14 protein-coding genes are annotated in these 15,002 nt (G+C 63.8%); 3 read left to right on the forward strand and 11 right to left on the reverse strand.

Going from position 1 to position 15,002, the window contains the following annotated elements; genetic code table 11:
- Positions 1 to 13: 13 nt before the first annotated feature.
- From CP557_RS15360 to CP557_RS15375, 4 genes are all read right to left on the reverse strand, one after another.
- Positions 14 to 1,006, reverse strand: a complete 993-nt coding sequence (locus tag CP557_RS15360) for an ornithine cyclodeaminase family protein (RefSeq protein WP_097380713.1) — start codon at positions 1,004 to 1,006, stop codon at positions 14 to 16.
- A gap of 119 nt (positions 1,007 to 1,125) precedes the next feature.
- A complete protein-coding gene (locus tag CP557_RS15365; protein WP_097380714.1) occupies positions 1,126 to 1,902 on the reverse strand; it encodes a class I SAM-dependent methyltransferase in 777 nt (258 codons plus the stop codon).
- A 316-nt stretch (positions 1,903 to 2,218) separates the two neighbouring features.
- Entirely contained in the window at positions 2,219 to 3,883 is a 1,665-nt protein-coding gene (gene thsA, locus CP557_RS15370; RefSeq protein WP_097380715.1) for a thermosome subunit alpha, read from the reverse strand.
- A 284-nt stretch (positions 3,884 to 4,167) separates the two neighbouring features.
- On the reverse strand, positions 4,168 to 4,725 hold the full coding sequence (locus tag CP557_RS15375; protein WP_097380716.1) for a KH domain-containing protein: 558 nt from the start codon (positions 4,723 to 4,725) through the stop codon (positions 4,168 to 4,170).
- A gap of 219 nt (positions 4,726 to 4,944) precedes the next feature.
- Here CP557_RS15375 and CP557_RS15380 point away from each other — a divergent pair, with 219 nt between their 5' ends.
- Complete coding sequence (locus tag CP557_RS15380) at positions 4,945 to 5,703, forward strand: proteasome assembly chaperone family protein (RefSeq protein WP_097380717.1); 759 nt, start codon at positions 4,945 to 4,947, stop codon at positions 5,701 to 5,703.
- A 49-nt stretch (positions 5,704 to 5,752) separates the two neighbouring features.
- On the opposite strand, the gene CP557_RS15385 is transcribed toward CP557_RS15380, so the two are convergent.
- The 6 genes from CP557_RS15385 to CP557_RS15410 all read right to left on the reverse strand — a co-directional run bounded on the left by CP557_RS15385 (position 5,753) and on the right by CP557_RS15410 (position 11,242).
- On the reverse strand, positions 5,753 to 6,256 hold the full coding sequence (locus CP557_RS15385; protein WP_097380718.1) for a metallophosphoesterase family protein: 504 nt from the start codon (positions 6,254 to 6,256) through the stop codon (positions 5,753 to 5,755).
- A gap of 71 nt (positions 6,257 to 6,327) precedes the next feature.
- A complete protein-coding gene (locus CP557_RS15390) occupies positions 6,328 to 7,542 on the reverse strand; it encodes a tryptophan--tRNA ligase (RefSeq protein WP_097380719.1) in 1,215 nt (404 codons plus the stop codon).
- 223 nt (positions 7,543 to 7,765) lie between these two features.
- Positions 7,766 to 8,641, reverse strand: a complete 876-nt coding sequence (gene rio1, locus CP557_RS15395; RefSeq protein WP_097380720.1) for a serine/threonine-protein kinase Rio1 — start codon at positions 8,639 to 8,641, stop codon at positions 7,766 to 7,768.
- 8 nt (positions 8,642 to 8,649) lie between these two features.
- Positions 8,650 to 8,904 carry a hypothetical protein gene (locus CP557_RS23405; RefSeq protein WP_342746478.1) on the reverse strand — a complete coding sequence of 85 codons (255 nt, stop codon included), beginning with the start codon at positions 8,902 to 8,904 and terminating at the stop codon, positions 8,650 to 8,652.
- A gap of 92 nt (positions 8,905 to 8,996) precedes the next feature.
- The gene (locus CP557_RS15405; protein WP_097380721.1) at positions 8,997 to 9,968 is read right to left on the reverse strand and encodes a hypothetical protein; all 972 of its coding nucleotides are present in this window, start codon (positions 9,966 to 9,968) and stop codon (positions 8,997 to 8,999) included.
- 5 nt (positions 9,969 to 9,973) lie between these two features.
- Positions 9,974 to 11,242 carry an eCIS core domain-containing protein gene (locus CP557_RS15410; RefSeq protein ID WP_245853034.1) on the reverse strand — a complete coding sequence of 423 codons (1,269 nt, stop codon included), beginning with the start codon at positions 11,240 to 11,242 and terminating at the stop codon, positions 9,974 to 9,976.
- A 231-nt stretch (positions 11,243 to 11,473) separates the two neighbouring features.
- Between CP557_RS15410 and CP557_RS15415 the strand changes: the two genes are divergently transcribed.
- Positions 11,474 to 13,633, forward strand: coding sequence for an ATP-binding protein (locus CP557_RS15415; protein WP_097380722.1), 2,160 nt, complete (start codon positions 11,474 to 11,476; stop codon positions 13,631 to 13,633).
- 261 nt (positions 13,634 to 13,894) lie between these two features.
- Positions 13,895 to 14,518 (forward strand): DUF4255 domain-containing protein, encoded by a 624-nt coding sequence (locus CP557_RS15420; protein WP_097380723.1) that lies wholly within the window; start codon positions 13,895 to 13,897, stop codon positions 14,516 to 14,518.
- A gap of 57 nt (positions 14,519 to 14,575) precedes the next feature.
- Here CP557_RS15420 and CP557_RS15425 read toward each other — a convergent pair whose 3' ends face one another.
- Positions 14,576 to 15,001 (reverse strand): NusA-like transcription termination signal-binding factor, encoded by a 426-nt coding sequence (locus CP557_RS15425; RefSeq protein WP_097380724.1) that lies wholly within the window; start codon positions 14,999 to 15,001, stop codon positions 14,576 to 14,578.
- Between the last annotated feature and the right edge of the window lies 1 nt (position 15,002).

Raw genomic sequence — 15,002 nt, forward strand, 5'->3', positions numbered from 1 at the left:
GCGAACGGACTGCCTACTGGCCCGTCTCGATCATCCCGAAGTCGTAGCCGGCGTCGTTCTCGCGGGCGGTCTCGTAGACGACTCGTGCGGCCGCAACGTCCTGAATCGCGAGCCCGGTCGAATCGAAGACCGTGAGGCCAGTGTCGGCGGTCCGGCCGTCCTTCGCACCGACGACGAGTTCGCCGATCTCCCCGTGGATGTCCGCGTCGGTTAGGACCCCCTCGCCGTAGGGCACGTTGATCTCGCCGGAGTGGGTACACTGCTCGTGGTCGTCGATGACGATCCGCGCTGCCTGCAGTAGGTCGTCGCTCAACTCGTGTTTCCCCGCCGCGTCGGCCCCGATCGCGTTGACGTGTGTCCGTTCGCCCACGTCCTCGAGTCCCACGATCGGCTCTTCGACTGGGGTCACGGTCGAGAGGATATCACAGTGGCCCGCCTCGGAAATCGACCCCGCGCGAACGTCGAACCGGTCCCCGTAGCTGTCGACGAAGCGCTCGACGCGTTCCTCGTCGGGGTCGGAGACGACGACCTCCTCGATCGGTCGGACCTCGCTGATCGCCTCGAGTTGCATGTACGACTGGACGCCGGCCCCGACGATGCCCAGACTCGAGGCGTCGTCGACGGCGAGGTAGTCGGTGGCGACGGCCGCGGCCGCGCCGGTGCGTTTCATGGTGAGCGTCGTCCCGTCCATGATCGCCAGCGGGAACGCGGTCTCGGGGTCGGAGTAGATCATCGTCCCCAGGACCGTCGGCAGGTCGTGATCCTCGGGGTTGTCCGGGTGGACGTTGACCCACTTCAGTCCGGCGGCGTCCCACTCGTCGGTCTCGAGATAGGCGGGCATCGACCGGAAGTCGCCGTTGTACTGGGGCAGGTCGATGTAGGACTTCGCCGGCATTTGCGTGTCGCCGCGCTCGAAGGCCCCGAAGGCCCGCTCGACCGCGTCGATGACCTCGGACAGTCGCGCGAACTCGTCGACATCGTCGCTGTCCAACAGAAGCGTGTTCATATCCGCGAATATTGCGGGCTCGTACTTAGTTCGTCGTGAATCGACGGGCGTGTGCGAGACGGGACCGTTCGGTATACCGTCCGATACCACCGAACGACGATGATCGGCACCAGTGACGGTCAGGCCGTCACCCGGAGCAACACGACGCCGGTCCGATACGACGCCAGTCGCTCGTCGCCGTTCCCCGCAGGTTCGTACCGGAACTCGAACGCATCCTCGAGGGCGGTCGGCGCGTCCGCCAGCAACGCTCTGATCCGCCGGCGGTCGTCGGCCGACACGTCCATCCGATCGAGCCAGGCGTCGACCTCGAGACGGCGACTCGTCTCGTGGACCGTCTCGACCGTCAGCCCCGTCGCCGCGAACCAGTCGCGCCACTGTGTCAGAGCGTAGGTCGCCACGTGACTCGAATCTCGAAGCCGTTCGATCCGATTCACGTACGCCGCCAGTTCCGGATCGGCCGGCACGCAGAGGTCCTCGAGGGCGAGTACGCCCCCCGGTGCGAGCACTCGCTCGACCTCCGCGAGGAACGCCTCGGGGTCGGGAAAGTGGTGGGCCGCGAATCGGCAGGTGACCGCATCGACGCTGTCCGTCGCGACGGGGAGCCCCTCGGCGTCGACGACGGCTCCCTCGAGCCCGTCATACTCGGTCGTCGCCGTCGCGACCATCTCCGGGGAGAGATCCGCCGCGACCACCCTCGAGACGCCCGCCTCGGCCAGCGAACCGGCGACGTGGCCCGCACCAGTTGCGACGTCGAGTGCGCACGTCGCGTCGGAACACCAGTCGACGAGTCGCTCGAGGTCCGCACCCCGCTTGAGGACGTCCCCCTCCAGATAGCCGTCCGCGGCCCCGCCGAAAGCGTTCGCGACGTCTCGCTTTCTGTCGGTGTCGTTCGTCACGACCGATTATCGTTCGTACGCGTACATGATAGTTTCGTGAGGGGAGTTCGCGGACGGCAGTCGCTCGAGAAAACCACGAGGAACGAGTTCGGGAGCGGCGACGAAACGGCAAAGAAGATGGGGCGACTCGGAACGGCAGAGACGGCAGTCGAAACGACGACATCTCCCACCGCGAGGGCCGTCAGGCCCGAGTGGGCCGACGACCGACCCGTCGGGGAGAGAGGGGCGCTTAAATTTCGGTTTGGCTCGCGGGTCGCATTCGCTCCCCGCTCGCATTTACGAGGTTCTCACTCGCTTCGCTCGTTCCGAACCTCGCCTACATCATGCCGCCCATGCCGCCGCCCATACCGCCCATGCCGCCGCCCATGCCACCGGGGCCGCCGGCGGGCATGTCTTCGTCGTCGTCGTCGTGGGAGACCGCGAGGTCGCCCGCGGCGATGACGTCGTCGATGCGCAACAGCATGACGGCCGCCTCGGTGGCGGACTCGATCGCCTGGGTCTTCACACGAAGCGGCTCGTAGACGCCTTCGGCGTCCATGTCGATGGTGTCGCCCGTGTAGGCGTCCAGTCCGGCAGCGGTGTCGCCGCCGTCGTGAGCGCTACGCAGCTCGACCAGCGAGTCGATGGGATCGAGTCCCGCGTTCTCGGCCAGCGTGCGCGGGATGACCTCGAGCGCGTCGGCGAAGGCCTCGACGGCCAGCTGTTCGCGGCCGCCCACGGAGTCGGCGTAGTCGCGAAGCGAGAGCGAAATGTCGATCTCGGGCGCGCCGCCGCCGGCGAGCACCTTGCCGTCCTCGAGGGTCGTGCGGACGACGCCCAGCGAGTCCTCGACGGCGCGGTCGATCTCGTCGATGACGTGCTCGGTGCCACCGCGGAGGATCAGCGTGACGGCCCGTGCGTCCTCGACGTCCTCGACGAAGATGCGCTGGTCGCCGGCGATCTCCTTCTGTGCGACGCTACCCGCGGCACCGAGGTCCTCCTCGGTCAGGTCGTCGACGCTCGAGACGGGCGACGCGCCGGTCGCGCGAGCGAGCTGGGCCTGGTCGCTGGATTTGACGCGACGGACGGCGATGATGCCTTCCTGTGCGAGGTAGTGCTGGGCCATGTCGTCGATCCCGCCGTCGACGAAGACGACGTCAGCGCCGACGTCGGCGATCTGCTCGGCCATCTCGCGCAGCTGGGCCTCCTCCTGCTCGAGGAACTGCTCGAGCTGGTCCGGGTCGGTGACGTTGACCTCGGCGTCGATCTCGGTCTCCTTGATCTCGAGATCGCCGTTGACGATCGCGACGTCGGCGTCCTCGGCGAAGTACGGCATGTTCTCGGAGACGCGCTCCTTGTCGACGATGACGCCTTCGACGAGCTCGGAGTTCTCGATGGAGCCGCCGACGACCTTCTCGACTTTGATGTTGTCCGTGTCGACGCCGTCGTCGTCGGCGACCGCGCGAACGGCCTCGACGATGAGTTCCGAGAGCAGGTCCTTGGCGTTCTCCGCACCCTTGCCGGTCATCGCCGTCGCGGCGATCTGCTCGAGGATTTCGGTGTCGTCCTCGTCGACGTCGATGGCGATCTCCTCGAGGGCCGCGGTGGCTTCCTCGGCGGCCTCTCGGTACCCCTGAGCGAGGGTGGTCGCGTGGATGTCCTGATCCAGGAGGTCCTCGGCCTGGCTGAGGAGTTCCCCGGCGACGACGACGGCGCTGGTGGTGCCGTCACCGACTTCCTCTTCTTGGGTCTCCGCGACTTCGACGATCATGTCGGCCGCGGGATGGTCGATCTCCATCTCCGAGAGCAGGGTGACGCCGTCGTTCGTGACGATGACGTTGCCCGAGGAGTCGACCAGCATCTTGTCCATCCCCTTCGGGCCGAGCGTCGTCCGAACCGATTCGGCGACGGCCTTCCCGGCCTGTACGTTCATCGACTGCGCGTCCTCTCCGGAGGTTCGCTGGCTGTCCTCCGAAAGTACGATAAGGGGCTGGTTGCCCATCTGCTGTTGAGCCATAGTCACTCGAAAGATTGATTGCTATTCTATATAAATCCTTCCCTATCGGATCGGTAGGGACAGTCGAGGTGGCCCCTGTCGTGCGTTTTCGATCGGACAACCGTTCGGGTATTTATACCAACATAGCGTGAGAAACGGCGGGTAGATGACTCGTCGCTGGGGATTCGAACGGGGTCCGGATATCGATGGAAAAGCGGTTCGGGGGGTGGCTCACTCGAGGACGGTCGCCGGAATCAGCGACCCGACGAGATCGAGACGAGGAGACGGGGTCAGGACTGGCCGCCGGGGAACCGGTGGTACTCCATTCCCTTGTGTTTCATCTCGTTGTGTTTCTCCTCGAGGAAGGAGTAGACCGCGCCGTGGGGCGCACCGTCCAGCAGCATCTCGGCGGCGCTGCGAACGGCGTCGACCTCCTGTGGCGCGCCGATGATGCCAAGCGTCGAGCCGTAGATGACGACGTCGGCACCGGTCAGCTCCTCCATCAGTTCGCGGGTCCGGCCGCCCTCGCCGATGAGCCGGCCCTTCTTGCGTTTCATGTCGGTCTTGTTGCGCGAAGCGGCGTCGATGTCGACGACGTCGAACAACATCATGTCGTCCTCGAGCAGCCGCAGGGCGTCCTCGGGCGCGAATCCGCGGCCGATTGCGCGAACGATCTCGGGGCCTTTGAGGCCGAGCACGGGATCGCCGACGGTCTCGACGGCGACGGAGCCGTTCTCCGAGTCGATATCGAGTCGCACTTCGGCTTCCGCCTCGATCTCGCGCATCGTCTCGCCCCCTTCACCGATGAGAACGCCGATGCGGTCCTGCGGAATCTTCACGTGCTGCATACTGCTCGATACTGGCTGGGTGAGGTTAAGCGCTTGGTCCGCGGACACGGGATGGGCCGTGGCACCGACACACGCGGTCGTTTGGCAGTCGTGACCCGTCGGGATCGGGTTCGACCACCGCTTCGCCACCGTCGTGACAGCGCCACGAGCCGACTCCTGAAGGGTGTCAGACACTGTGCCTGCTCCCGTTATAAGTCGTGTTCGAACGTACCGCGTGACATGGTACCCGAGCCAACCTACGACGTGTCCGTCTCGACCGACGACCCGCTCGAGGGAACGCTGCTCGTCGGCCTCGCGAACGTCGGACTGGCGGGGCTCACGGCCGCGGACTACCTCGTCACCCACCACGAGTTCGACCGAGTCGGTTACGTTCGGTCCCACGGCCTGCCGGACATCACCCCGGTCGAAAACGGCGAACCGCGGCATCCGATGCGCGTGTACGCGTCGGCACGGGCCGACTGCTGTGTGTTGCTCAGCGAACTGTTCGTACCGGTCTGGGCGGCCGACGCGTTCGTGGACGGGATCCTCGAGTGGGTCGGTTCGACCGGTATCGACGAGGTAGCCGTCTTTCACGGCGTCCCGTATCCACACGGGCCGGACGAACACGACGTCTTCTCCGTCGCCACCCCGGAGTACAGGGAGCGCCGCCTCGCCGACTCGACCGTGTCGCCGGTCAGCGGCGGCGTGCTCGACGGCGTGGCGGGCGCACTGACAACCCGCAGTCTGGAGCGAGAGGCACCACCGCTGGGCGCGTTCGTTACCCCGACGCATCCGCCCGGACCGGACCTCGAGGCGTCGCTTCGATACCTGGACGTGCTGGAAACCGTCTACGGGCTCGAAATCGACGACGAACAGCTTCGCGAACGATCCGCGGAGCTCCAGCGGTACTACGGCGAGCTCGCGGATCGCATGGAGGCACTCGACTCGCAGTCGGAGCCCGAGAGTCGACACTTTCCGGAGGATCGGATGTTCATGTGAACCGCGATACCGGCCGCGACCGGAACCGTTCGAGCGACCATCGAACCGGTTACTCGAGGACCGAACGGAACCGCACCGACTCCGAGCGCGTATCGACGATTGCTACGGTTCGATCGTCGTCGGACTTCGTCAGAAAGTGAGCACCCGGGTTGAGCACGGTCGTCCGCCCCGTTTCCGAGTGTTCGCGCTGGTGGTGATGGCCATAACAGACGAAATCGTACGTCTCGCCGGCCGCGACCGCCTCGACTTCGGCTTTGCTCTCGCCGTGGAGCGCTGCAAACGAGAGCCCGTCGAACTCGAGGTCGGCGAACCGCCCGTGAAGCTGACTCTCACTACCGAGTGAATCGAACGCAGCCTGGAGGTTCGCGACGTCGCCGTCGTTGTTCCCGAGGACCCCGTGGAGTTCGAAGGTCTCGAAATACGGGACCATCAGCGGAGCGACGAAGTCGCCACAGTGGAGAACGATTTCGACGCCCTCCTCCTGAAAGATCTCGGTCGCCCGTTCGGTCGCCTCGGCGTTATCGTGCGTATCCGAGATGATGCCGATGTTCATGTACGTTCCCGCGATGGCGATCCACTAAGGCGTTCGGGGAAGACAGGGAGCGCTCCCGTGTGGGTTCGAAACTACGTTTCGAGCGACGACACGCCCGCTCGCTCGAGTGCGAGCCGTCGCTCTCCGTCGGTCAGCCGGTAGGGCTCGAGTTCGGTCTCGAGCGAACCCAGTTCAGCGCGCCGGCGCTGGTGTGCGTCGAGGAACTCGGTAATCCGATCGATAGCGATTTCCTTCAGTTCGCCACTGAGGAGGTCACCGGCCCGGTACTCGGTCGCGATTCGCTCGAGGACGGCGTCGTCGGGTTCGAAGAAGAACCGTAAGTACTGGAACGGGACGTCGACGGTCGGATCGCCGCCCCGCTCGCGGTGGTCCTCGAGGGTCGCCCGGCCGCCAGTGTAGGCGTGGGTCCGGATCGTCTCGGCGACCGTGTCGGGATCGGCGGTGAGTTCGATCGACGGCGCATCGCCGGAGGAACTCATCTTCCCGGGCCCCTCGAGACTGGGAAGGAATCGCCCGAGCAGGGCACCGGGTTTGTCGACGGGGAGCGCTTCCTTGGCGGCGATATCGCGACAGACCCGAACGTGGGGATCCTGATCGACAGCGATGGGAACAAGGGTCGGCTGCCGACCGTCGACGAGTTGCGGGAGCAAGAGATGGGTCGCCTGTACGGCGGGGTAGAACTGCAAGCCCACGGTATCCTGCTCGCCGTAGACCGCCTCGACCGTCGCCGGGGTGAGATGCTTCGCGAGTCGAACGGCGATCGGGTAGATCACGTCCGCATCGGCGGTATCGACGACGATCCTCGTCTTTTCGGGATCGAACCCCACGGCGAGCACGTCGCGGAGGTTCTCGCGCGTGTGTTCGCCGATCGCCGCGAACGACTGCTCCTTCGCGAGGAACTTCTCGTCGTCCGAAACCGGAATGGAGACCGTCGCGCCGGTCTCTTCCTGAAACCGCTTCGCGAGATAGAGCGGCAAGACGTGGCCGAGGTGCATCGGTCCCGACGGCCCCCGCCCGGTGACGATCGCGTGTGGGGCACCGGATTCGGCGGCCTCGAGATACCGGTCGACGTCACGGCCCGCGTAGAACGTTCGGCGACGGAGCAGTGGGTGGTCGGGAAAACGAGCGACCTGCCCGTCGGTAAGCCGATCGGCTCCGAACTGTTCGAGGAGTTTCTCGTAGTCGACCTCGCCCTCGACGGCGTAGGGAGTGACGGTGAACTGGTCGGCGGACGGGTTCGATTCGGTACGAGCGGTACTGTCTGTGGGTTCGTCTGGCACTGTCATTCGTATCGGTCGGCTGCAGCGGCTGGAAGACGATTCGACGAAAAGGAGCGGAGGGAGCGTCCGTCGCCGGGGTCGACGGGTTAGGCCACGTCGCCCGCCGCGACGATACTGTCCGCTCTCGAGGGGGCATCCCAGCGCCACTGCCACCCGAGAGCGGACGTCACTATCGCCCTCTTTTCAACCGACAGTAAAGAAGATTTCGGCGGGCTGTCGCCAAGTCGAATCACTCCCCAGACGGATCCGGCTCCGGACTCGTGACGAACTCGAGGAGATCGTCTTCAGCCACCTCGAGACCTTGCCGCGAAAAAAAGCCCGCCACGTTTCGGCAGTCCCGCTCCAAGAACTCGCGGCTGTTGGGGTGGTGGACCGTGACGGCCTGGCCGAGATCGATGAGCACGAGTTGCCCCTCGTTCTCGTCGAAGACGACGTTGTACTCGCTCAGATCGCCGTGGATCAGCCCCGCCGAGTAGAGCCGGCGCATGTACTCGCGCATGACCTCGTAGGCGGTTTGTGGGTTCTCGATGTGGACCTCGCCGAGCCGTTTCGCGCGGCCCTCGGCGTTCCCGATGTACTCCATGACCAACACGTTGCGCTCGGTCGCGAGTGGCTCCGGAACCCGAACCCCGGCAGCCTGTGCTCGTCGAAGATTCGCCAGTTCCTTTTTCGTCCACGCGAGCACGACGTCTTTCTTCTGTCCGCCGAGCCCCTCGAATCGGGGATCCCCCTCGAGGTAGTCCCGCATCTGTCGGAAGTTCGATGCGTTGATCCGGTAGATCTTGACCGCGACCTCGCGGTCGTCGCCCAAGGCGTGGTAGACGTTGGCTTCCTTGCCCGTCGAGAGCGGCCCGCCAAAGGCCTCGACGTAGCCGTCCTGGACCAGCTTGTACAGCGCCGCGAAGGTCGCGTCGTCGAACACCGACTGCTCGACTTTGAACTGGTCTGCGTCCTTGATGCGTTCCTCGAACTGTTCGAACTCGCGGTCGCGCTTGCGGGCGATCCGATCCGCTTCGGTATCCGAGACGTCGATCTCCTCCCACTCGTCCCCCGGGGTATCGACTTCCTCGAGGTCGACCAATCCGAACTCCGTTCCCTGTCCCATCTACGACGCTATAGGTGGCCTGACGGGTAAAGTGCTGGGTGTCGACGGACGGGTCCCCGATAGTAGTTGTCGACGCTCTCGAGGACCTCGTCCATGGTGACGTACTCAGTTTCGCCTTTGGCCGATCGCTGGATGTGCATCTCCGACCCCATCCGATTGATCGTCACCGGGCCGTCGGCCATCGCCTGCTGGGCTGCCTCTTCGGCTTCCCGCTCGAGTCGCGGGTCGGGATCGATCTCCAACTCGGCATCCGCTTGTGGCATTATGCTGCCCTCCTTACTGCAGTTTTGCTGCGTGACATGGGCCAAGTCGTGTGTGAGCGGATGCCGTCTCGACTGGCAGACAGGGATACTTCTTATCCGAGTAGCTGCTGTTCTTCGGGGTCGTGATACCGGGGATACATATCCAGAAGTTTGTAGGCGGCTGTCGCTTCAAGTCGGCCGTTACCGAGCACACGGAATGTCTCGGGCGGTTCAATACCCATTCGGACGAAGCAATCTCGAATTTGGCATTTGAGATGGTGATCAAGGTACTCGCGGAACTCCGCGAGTGGGCCCGGATCGATCGGCGGTAATTCGATTAGTGTGTCAGGTTCGCGCTCGAACGGATCAGTGTCCGGCTCGGCAGTATGTTGCTCGCCACCATTGTCGAGATACGACGTATAGAGCGGTGAGACGGCGTCGATATACGCACCCTCAGCGAGATCGATCTCTTCCTCGTCGGCCTCATCGACGAGATCTGCGGCGAATGATTTCCAGTCAGCGATCGCGCTCGGAGACAGTGCGTCCAGCGCTTGCTCTTTGACTGATGTCTCCGATAGCTCCAGTCCGTAGACCGTTGCCATATCCTCGGCCTCGGCGGCTACGTCCGTCTCGAGCGGATCGATCCCGAGATAGACGTTCTGGCGGTAGAGAACGCTGTCAGAGTCGGCTGCCAGCGGTGGAACAGGGATCGGTCGTTCGGCGTCGTAGTCGTAGTAACTCCGCAACTGGCTGTAGAGGTCGCCAAACAAGTCGTCAAACCGGTCGTCGCCGAGATCCTGAATAGCGAGCCTGACAGCGTTAATGCGTTCTGGATGGTCCGTCGACGGCACCGTATCGTATCCTTGCTCCGCGTAGACGTAATACTGGGCGAACTTTCGTGCTTGCTCGTTGTATTCGTTTTCGTTAGAAGTCCGGTTTTGGGGATTATCAGCATAGGATTCGCAGTGGTGAGCATAGATTTCACCGCTGTTCTTGTGCAATTCTATATGATGTGATGCGCCATTGTTATCAACAACTTCCACACCAATATCAACGTCGTCTTCACCGAGGAATTCTGCGTTCATACTTATCACCCCTTGAACTTTGTATTTCCGCGGTGTTCAGACTCATCAAGAAGATCATCGACCTTGTCCTCAATAAGTTGTTCAAGGAAGTCTCTAGCTTGGTTGCCTTTCTCAGCGACGAAATCCGTTCCCTTGTCGTAGGCCTTGCCAGTGAGCGTCTTGGTGACATCGCCGGCCACTCCCTTGGCCATCTCCTGTCCGACCGCAGCACCACCGAGAGTACCGAGGCCGGGCGAAATCCCAGTACCAGCAACAGCTCCAATCAGTCCCCCTACCGCCCCGATAGCACCCTGTGAGATGGCTTTCCCTACGTTGTTCATCACCGATCCGTCATCGTTGACAATCTCTTCGATCGAGGCCACCCGATCCTCGAGTTGTTCCACCGTCTGTGCGAGTGTCATCTCGTCATTTCGGGACGCAGCCTGTTTACGGGCGTTCTGAAGTTGGTCAGTGTCGGGCATTCGCTGGATGTGCGTCTCGATTCCCTTCCGGTTGACCACGACAGGCCCATCCTCGAGCGCGTTCGCCGCTGCGTCGTCGGCTTCCCGCTCGAGTCGCGGATCGGGATCGATCTCCAACTCGGCGTCCGCTTGTGGCATCATGCTGACCTCGGCCCCGCCGTTTTGCTGCTTGACGTGGGCGAGTTCGTGGGCGAGTAGATACTGGCCCTCGGGCGAATCGGGCTCGTACTCGCCGGAATTGAATACGATGTCAGACCCACACGTGAAGGCTCGAGCGTCGATCGCGTCACAGGCCGCCGCCGCTTCCGAGCCCGTGTGAACGCGGACGTCCCAGAAGTCGGCGTCCATCCGCTCGTTGAGTTGCGTGGTCAGGTCGGGATCGATCGGGTTGCCCGATTTCTCGAGGACCTGCTGCACTGCAGCCTGAGCGTCGTCGGAAGCACCCGACGCGGGGGCGCTCGAGCTCCGTTGCACAGCCGCGCTATCTGCGCTAGCCGTTACAGTCGCGCCACCTTCCTGCCGGTACTGTGCCATTGCCTCGGGATCGCCCATCGCCTCTCGAGGGATTCCCTCGTCGACCCACTGCTGGAACTGCTGGCCGTGGCGCTCCTCCAGGCGCTGGAGGTGAAGCAGTTGATCGTGGCTGGTGATATCGCGATTGTACCGTTGCTCGGCCTCTTCCTGCTTGAGGCTAGCCCCGCTGGCGGCGGACTCGCGCTCGGCTTCAGTGCCCTGTTGTGCGAGTGGCGCCGCGGACGACGTCTCGTCGGTATCTGATCTGCTTGACCGAAACCCCATGAATTGTTCTTGCATGATATTTCTATACCACAATTATAAATCTTGGCCAGTTAGGTCAAAAAGAACTCGTGAGAAAATCGAGAACTGAGATTCGTATCCATCTCTGGAAAGAGAGTATAGAACTGAATCACGAAGCAAGTTGATCGCGTGTTCTGTAATCGGCCATCAGTAAATTAATACATGTATGCGATCACTATGGATATAACCGAATTGACGTAACTGTGGCGGGTTCGACGGTGACCAGGAATGACCTACGATACGACACACGCGCATCTTCTCGACGAACTCGACCGGATCAGATCAATTCTCGACCACTATCAGGCGACCGAGAGCATCGGCAGCGAGACAGTTGCCGATTCCACGACGCTGGCTCGCCAACCCGACCGCCTGCCGCTCGGACTCGACTCCGATGCCCACGAGGAAATCGACACCTTCACCGAGACGATTCGCCAGCGGGTCGACGCAACACCCCCCGACGTTCCTCTCCGGATTCGCGTGCTCGCTGACGCCTTCGATCTCTCGCGGCGACATCTGGATGTCCTCCTGCTAGCGGCCGCACCGGACATCGATACCACGATCGCCGACGAGTTGCGTACGCTCCAGGGCGACGTCGCCGAATACCGGCCGACCGTCGGCCTCATCGAAGATCTGTTCAGCCACACGCCGGCTCAGCGATTGGCCGCCGGCGCGCTGCTCGCCGGGACCTCGCCGCTGCTCGAGCACGGCCTCGTCGAGATCAGGACCGAAACTGATCGATCGGCACAGGACCGTCAGGTCGGCGTCGACGACCGCATCCTCGAGTATCTCAAAGGCTACGACGGCATCGATCCGACACTCGAGGCGGCCATCGACGCCCACAGCCCGGCGGATCTCGACGAGCACCTGACCGAGACGACCGCCGAGGCCACGCTCGAGGACCTGCTGATCGACGACGACGGTCGCGCAGCGCTGGCATCGCTGCCCGAAGACGAGGACGGGACCGGCCGCCGGTTTTACTTCTGTGGCCCGCCCGGGTCCGGCGTCGACCGGGCCGTCGAGGCCTGCTGTCGGTCCGAACGCTACCTCCAGGCGGATCTCCGGGCCGTCCTCGCCGCCGATGCCCTCGAGGCACTCGTCCGCGAAGCGACGATTCAGGACGTCCCGGTCCAGCTCGTCAACGCCGACGAGGCCACCGTCGCCGACCGACAGTCCGATCACTCCCTCGAGGGAGTCCTCGCTCGCTTCCGTGCGTTCGACAACGACCTGTTCGTCACGGGCGAGCAGTCGTGGACGCCCGCCGAAAGCCGGCGGGCCAGCGTCGACGCCATCCACGAGTTCGACCGTCCCTCGATCGCCCTGCGCCGCCAGTTCTGGGCGGCCCGCACCGACGACCTCCCGGCCGACCTCGAGCCCGAGACGATGGCCAGCACGTTCGATCTCACGCAGGGCCAACTCGAGGCGGCGCTTGCGACCGCCGATTCGCTCGCCGGCGGCGACGACCCTACCCTCGCGGACGTTCGGGCGGGCTGTCGCGCCCAGTCCAGCAGCGAACTCGCGGAACTCGCCCAGCACGTCGAGCCCTCGAAGACCTGGGCCGACATCGAGGTCGACGAGCGGACCGAGCGCCAGCTGGGGAAACTCGAGACACACATCACGAATCGGGGCCTGATCTACGACGACTGGGGGTTCAGGGAGGCCGACGGCAACGCGGGCATCGTCTCGCTATTCAAGGGCCGCCCCGGAACCGGCAAGACGCTGGCAGCCGAGGTGCTCGCCACCGCCGTCGGGATGGACATCTACAAGATCGACCTCTCGACGGTCGTCTCGAAGTACATCGGCGAGACCGAGGAGAACCTGGAACGGATCTTCCGGGCCGCCGAGCAGTCGAACGCCATCTTGCTGTTCGACGAGGCGGACTCGATCTTTGGCGACCGGGCGGAGGTCAGCGACGCGACCGACCGCTACGCCAACGTCGAAGTGAACTACCTGCTCCAGCGAGTCGAAACCTACGACGGCGTTATCTTCCTGACGACGAATTACGCGCAGAACATCGATACGGCCTTTACCCGCCGGATCACTCACTCGATCCGGTTCGACGAGCCCGACGAAGACGCGCGCGGGGAGATCTGGAAAGGGATCTTCCCCGACGACTGCCCCCTCGAGGGGATCGACTGGGAGTGGCTCGCGGCGTTCGATTACAGCGGCGGTACTATCGAGAAACTCGCCAAACACGTCGCTATCTACGTCGCCGATCGGGGTGACGACACCATCACCATGCGCCACGTCGTCGAAGCCCTCGAGGAGTACAAACGGGATCGAAACAGCCGCATCCGCGAGCAGGACTTCGAGCCCTACCTCGAGTACCTCCAGGGACCGACCGAGCGGGAAGCCAAAGAGCGGCTCCACCGGGAGCGACACGGCAACTAGGGACCGCAGACTACACTCGCAACTGAAAGGCATTGCACACCTGATCGCACGACAGCGTTGCGATCAGTGTGTAAATCGTTTCATACGGTTTGCTGTCCCGACGTCCCGGTGGGACCGCAGAGCGGTCCCGGTCCCACCGGCACTGACGGACAGGAGACCGTATCAGTCGCGACTAGAGCCGCTTGCAACGACCCGTTCGAATACGCTCGAGAGCGATAAAAATTAATAGAGCCACACCCTCATTGCAGTAGCACTCAGCCGATGACATACAGCGCCATCGCGGACGTCAGCAACGTGTTGGTCGAACTCATCAAGACGAACGCCGGCGCACGGAGTCCGCTCGATCCGAACGGGATCGAAGTGGCCTCCCCCGCTGATATCGACTCCCTCTCGAGCGTCGATGTCGTGCTCTACCCGTATCAGATCGAAACGGACGCCGCGATGGGATCGATTAGCCGAACGACCGACGGGCAGTCACGTCAGGATCGCCCGCTAGCGCTGTCGGTCCGATATCTCGTGACCGCGTACGCCGTCGACGACGGCGGCGAGGACGACGACGAGGGGCAGACCGATCCCGTCGAACGCCAACTCCTCCTCGGGGCGGTCCTCCAGCTGTTTCACGACAACAGCCGCATCGACCCCGGCGACGCGCCCGCACCGCTCCTCCAGGAGCAGCCGCTTTCGATCTCGATTACTGACGAACCGCTCGAGGAGCTACTGTCACTGTGGTCACAGTTTCCCGACGCGACCCACCAGCCGTCGGCGACGATCGAAGTGAGTCCCGTCGTCATTCAGTCGCTAAACGAGGAGGAATTCGTCCGCGTCGAGGAGCGTGAAACCAGCGTCGGCTGGCGATCGGAGGAGTCGGACGACGACTCGGCCTGACCGGGGGGTGATCCAACGAGGACGACGTCGACGACCGCGCGCTGACCAACTGGTCGCCTACAGCAACTGTACGTCGTCGATCTCGAAGTGTCGGTTCGCGAGAGTCCGTGCAGCGTCGATCGTTCGTCCGTCCGTTCCGATCGCGACGCCGTGGTCGTCTTCCGCGACCTCGACGTAGGCGACGGTGTCGTTGTTCTCGCTAATCGTGACGTTGTACACCGCCGCCGGCGCGAGCGCGTTCGCGACGAACGTTTCCGGTTCGTCCGCGCCTTCGACGAGACGGACCCGTGCGTCGACCCGGTCCTCGAACCGCTGTACTGTCCGTCCGCCGGGGCCGATCGCTTCGCCCATCCCGCCGCGCTCGACGACGATCAAGAGCCTGTCACCGTCCTCGGTGACGAGGCAATCGCGGCCGTCGACTCCCGTCACGTCCTCGAACGCGGCGAGATACTGGCGGGCGTCGTCGTCGAGGGTAACGCCCATC

The sequence above is a fragment of the Natrinema ejinorense genome, from assembly GCF_002494345.1.
In the GTDB taxonomy this organism is placed as follows: domain Archaea; phylum Halobacteriota; class Halobacteria; order Halobacteriales; family Natrialbaceae; genus Natrinema; species Natrinema longum.

Excerpts from the sequence above, each read along its gene's own strand:
- CP557_RS15360 (WP_097380713.1), bottom strand. The coding sequence starts at position 1,006 with ATGAACACGCTTCTGTTGGACAGCGACGATGTCGACGAGTTCGCGCGA.
- thsA (WP_097380715.1), bottom strand. The coding sequence starts at position 3,883 with ATGGGCAACCAGCCCCTTATCGTACTTTCGGAGGACAGCCAGCGAACC.
- CP557_RS15375 (WP_097380716.1), bottom strand. The coding sequence starts at position 4,725 with ATGCAGCACGTGAAGATTCCGCAGGACCGCATCGGCGTTCTCATCGGT.
- CP557_RS15380 (WP_097380717.1), top strand. The coding sequence starts at position 4,945 with ATGGTACCCGAGCCAACCTACGACGTGTCCGTCTCGACCGACGACCCG.
- CP557_RS15385 (WP_097380718.1), bottom strand. The coding sequence starts at position 6,256 with ATGAACATCGGCATCATCTCGGATACGCACGATAACGCCGAGGCGACC.
- CP557_RS15390 (WP_097380719.1), bottom strand. The coding sequence starts at position 7,542 with ATGACAGTGCCAGACGAACCCACAGACAGTACCGCTCGTACCGAATCG.
- rio1 (WP_097380720.1), bottom strand. The coding sequence starts at position 8,641 with ATGGGACAGGGAACGGAGTTCGGATTGGTCGACCTCGAGGAAGTCGAT.
- CP557_RS23405 (WP_342746478.1), bottom strand. The coding sequence starts at position 8,904 with ATGCCACAAGCGGATGCCGAGTTGGAGATCGATCCCGACCCGCGACTC.
- CP557_RS15405 (WP_097380721.1), bottom strand. The coding sequence starts at position 9,968 with ATGAACGCAGAATTCCTCGGTGAAGACGACGTTGATATTGGTGTGGAA.
- CP557_RS15410 (WP_245853034.1), bottom strand. The coding sequence starts at position 11,242 with ATGCAAGAACAATTCATGGGGTTTCGGTCAAGCAGATCAGATACCGAC.
- CP557_RS15415 (WP_097380722.1), top strand. The coding sequence starts at position 11,474 with ATGACCTACGATACGACACACGCGCATCTTCTCGACGAACTCGACCGG.
- CP557_RS15420 (WP_097380723.1), top strand. The coding sequence starts at position 13,895 with ATGACATACAGCGCCATCGCGGACGTCAGCAACGTGTTGGTCGAACTC.
- CP557_RS15425 (WP_097380724.1), bottom strand. The coding sequence starts at position 15,001 with ATGGGCGTTACCCTCGACGACGACGCCCGCCAGTATCTCGCCGCGTTC.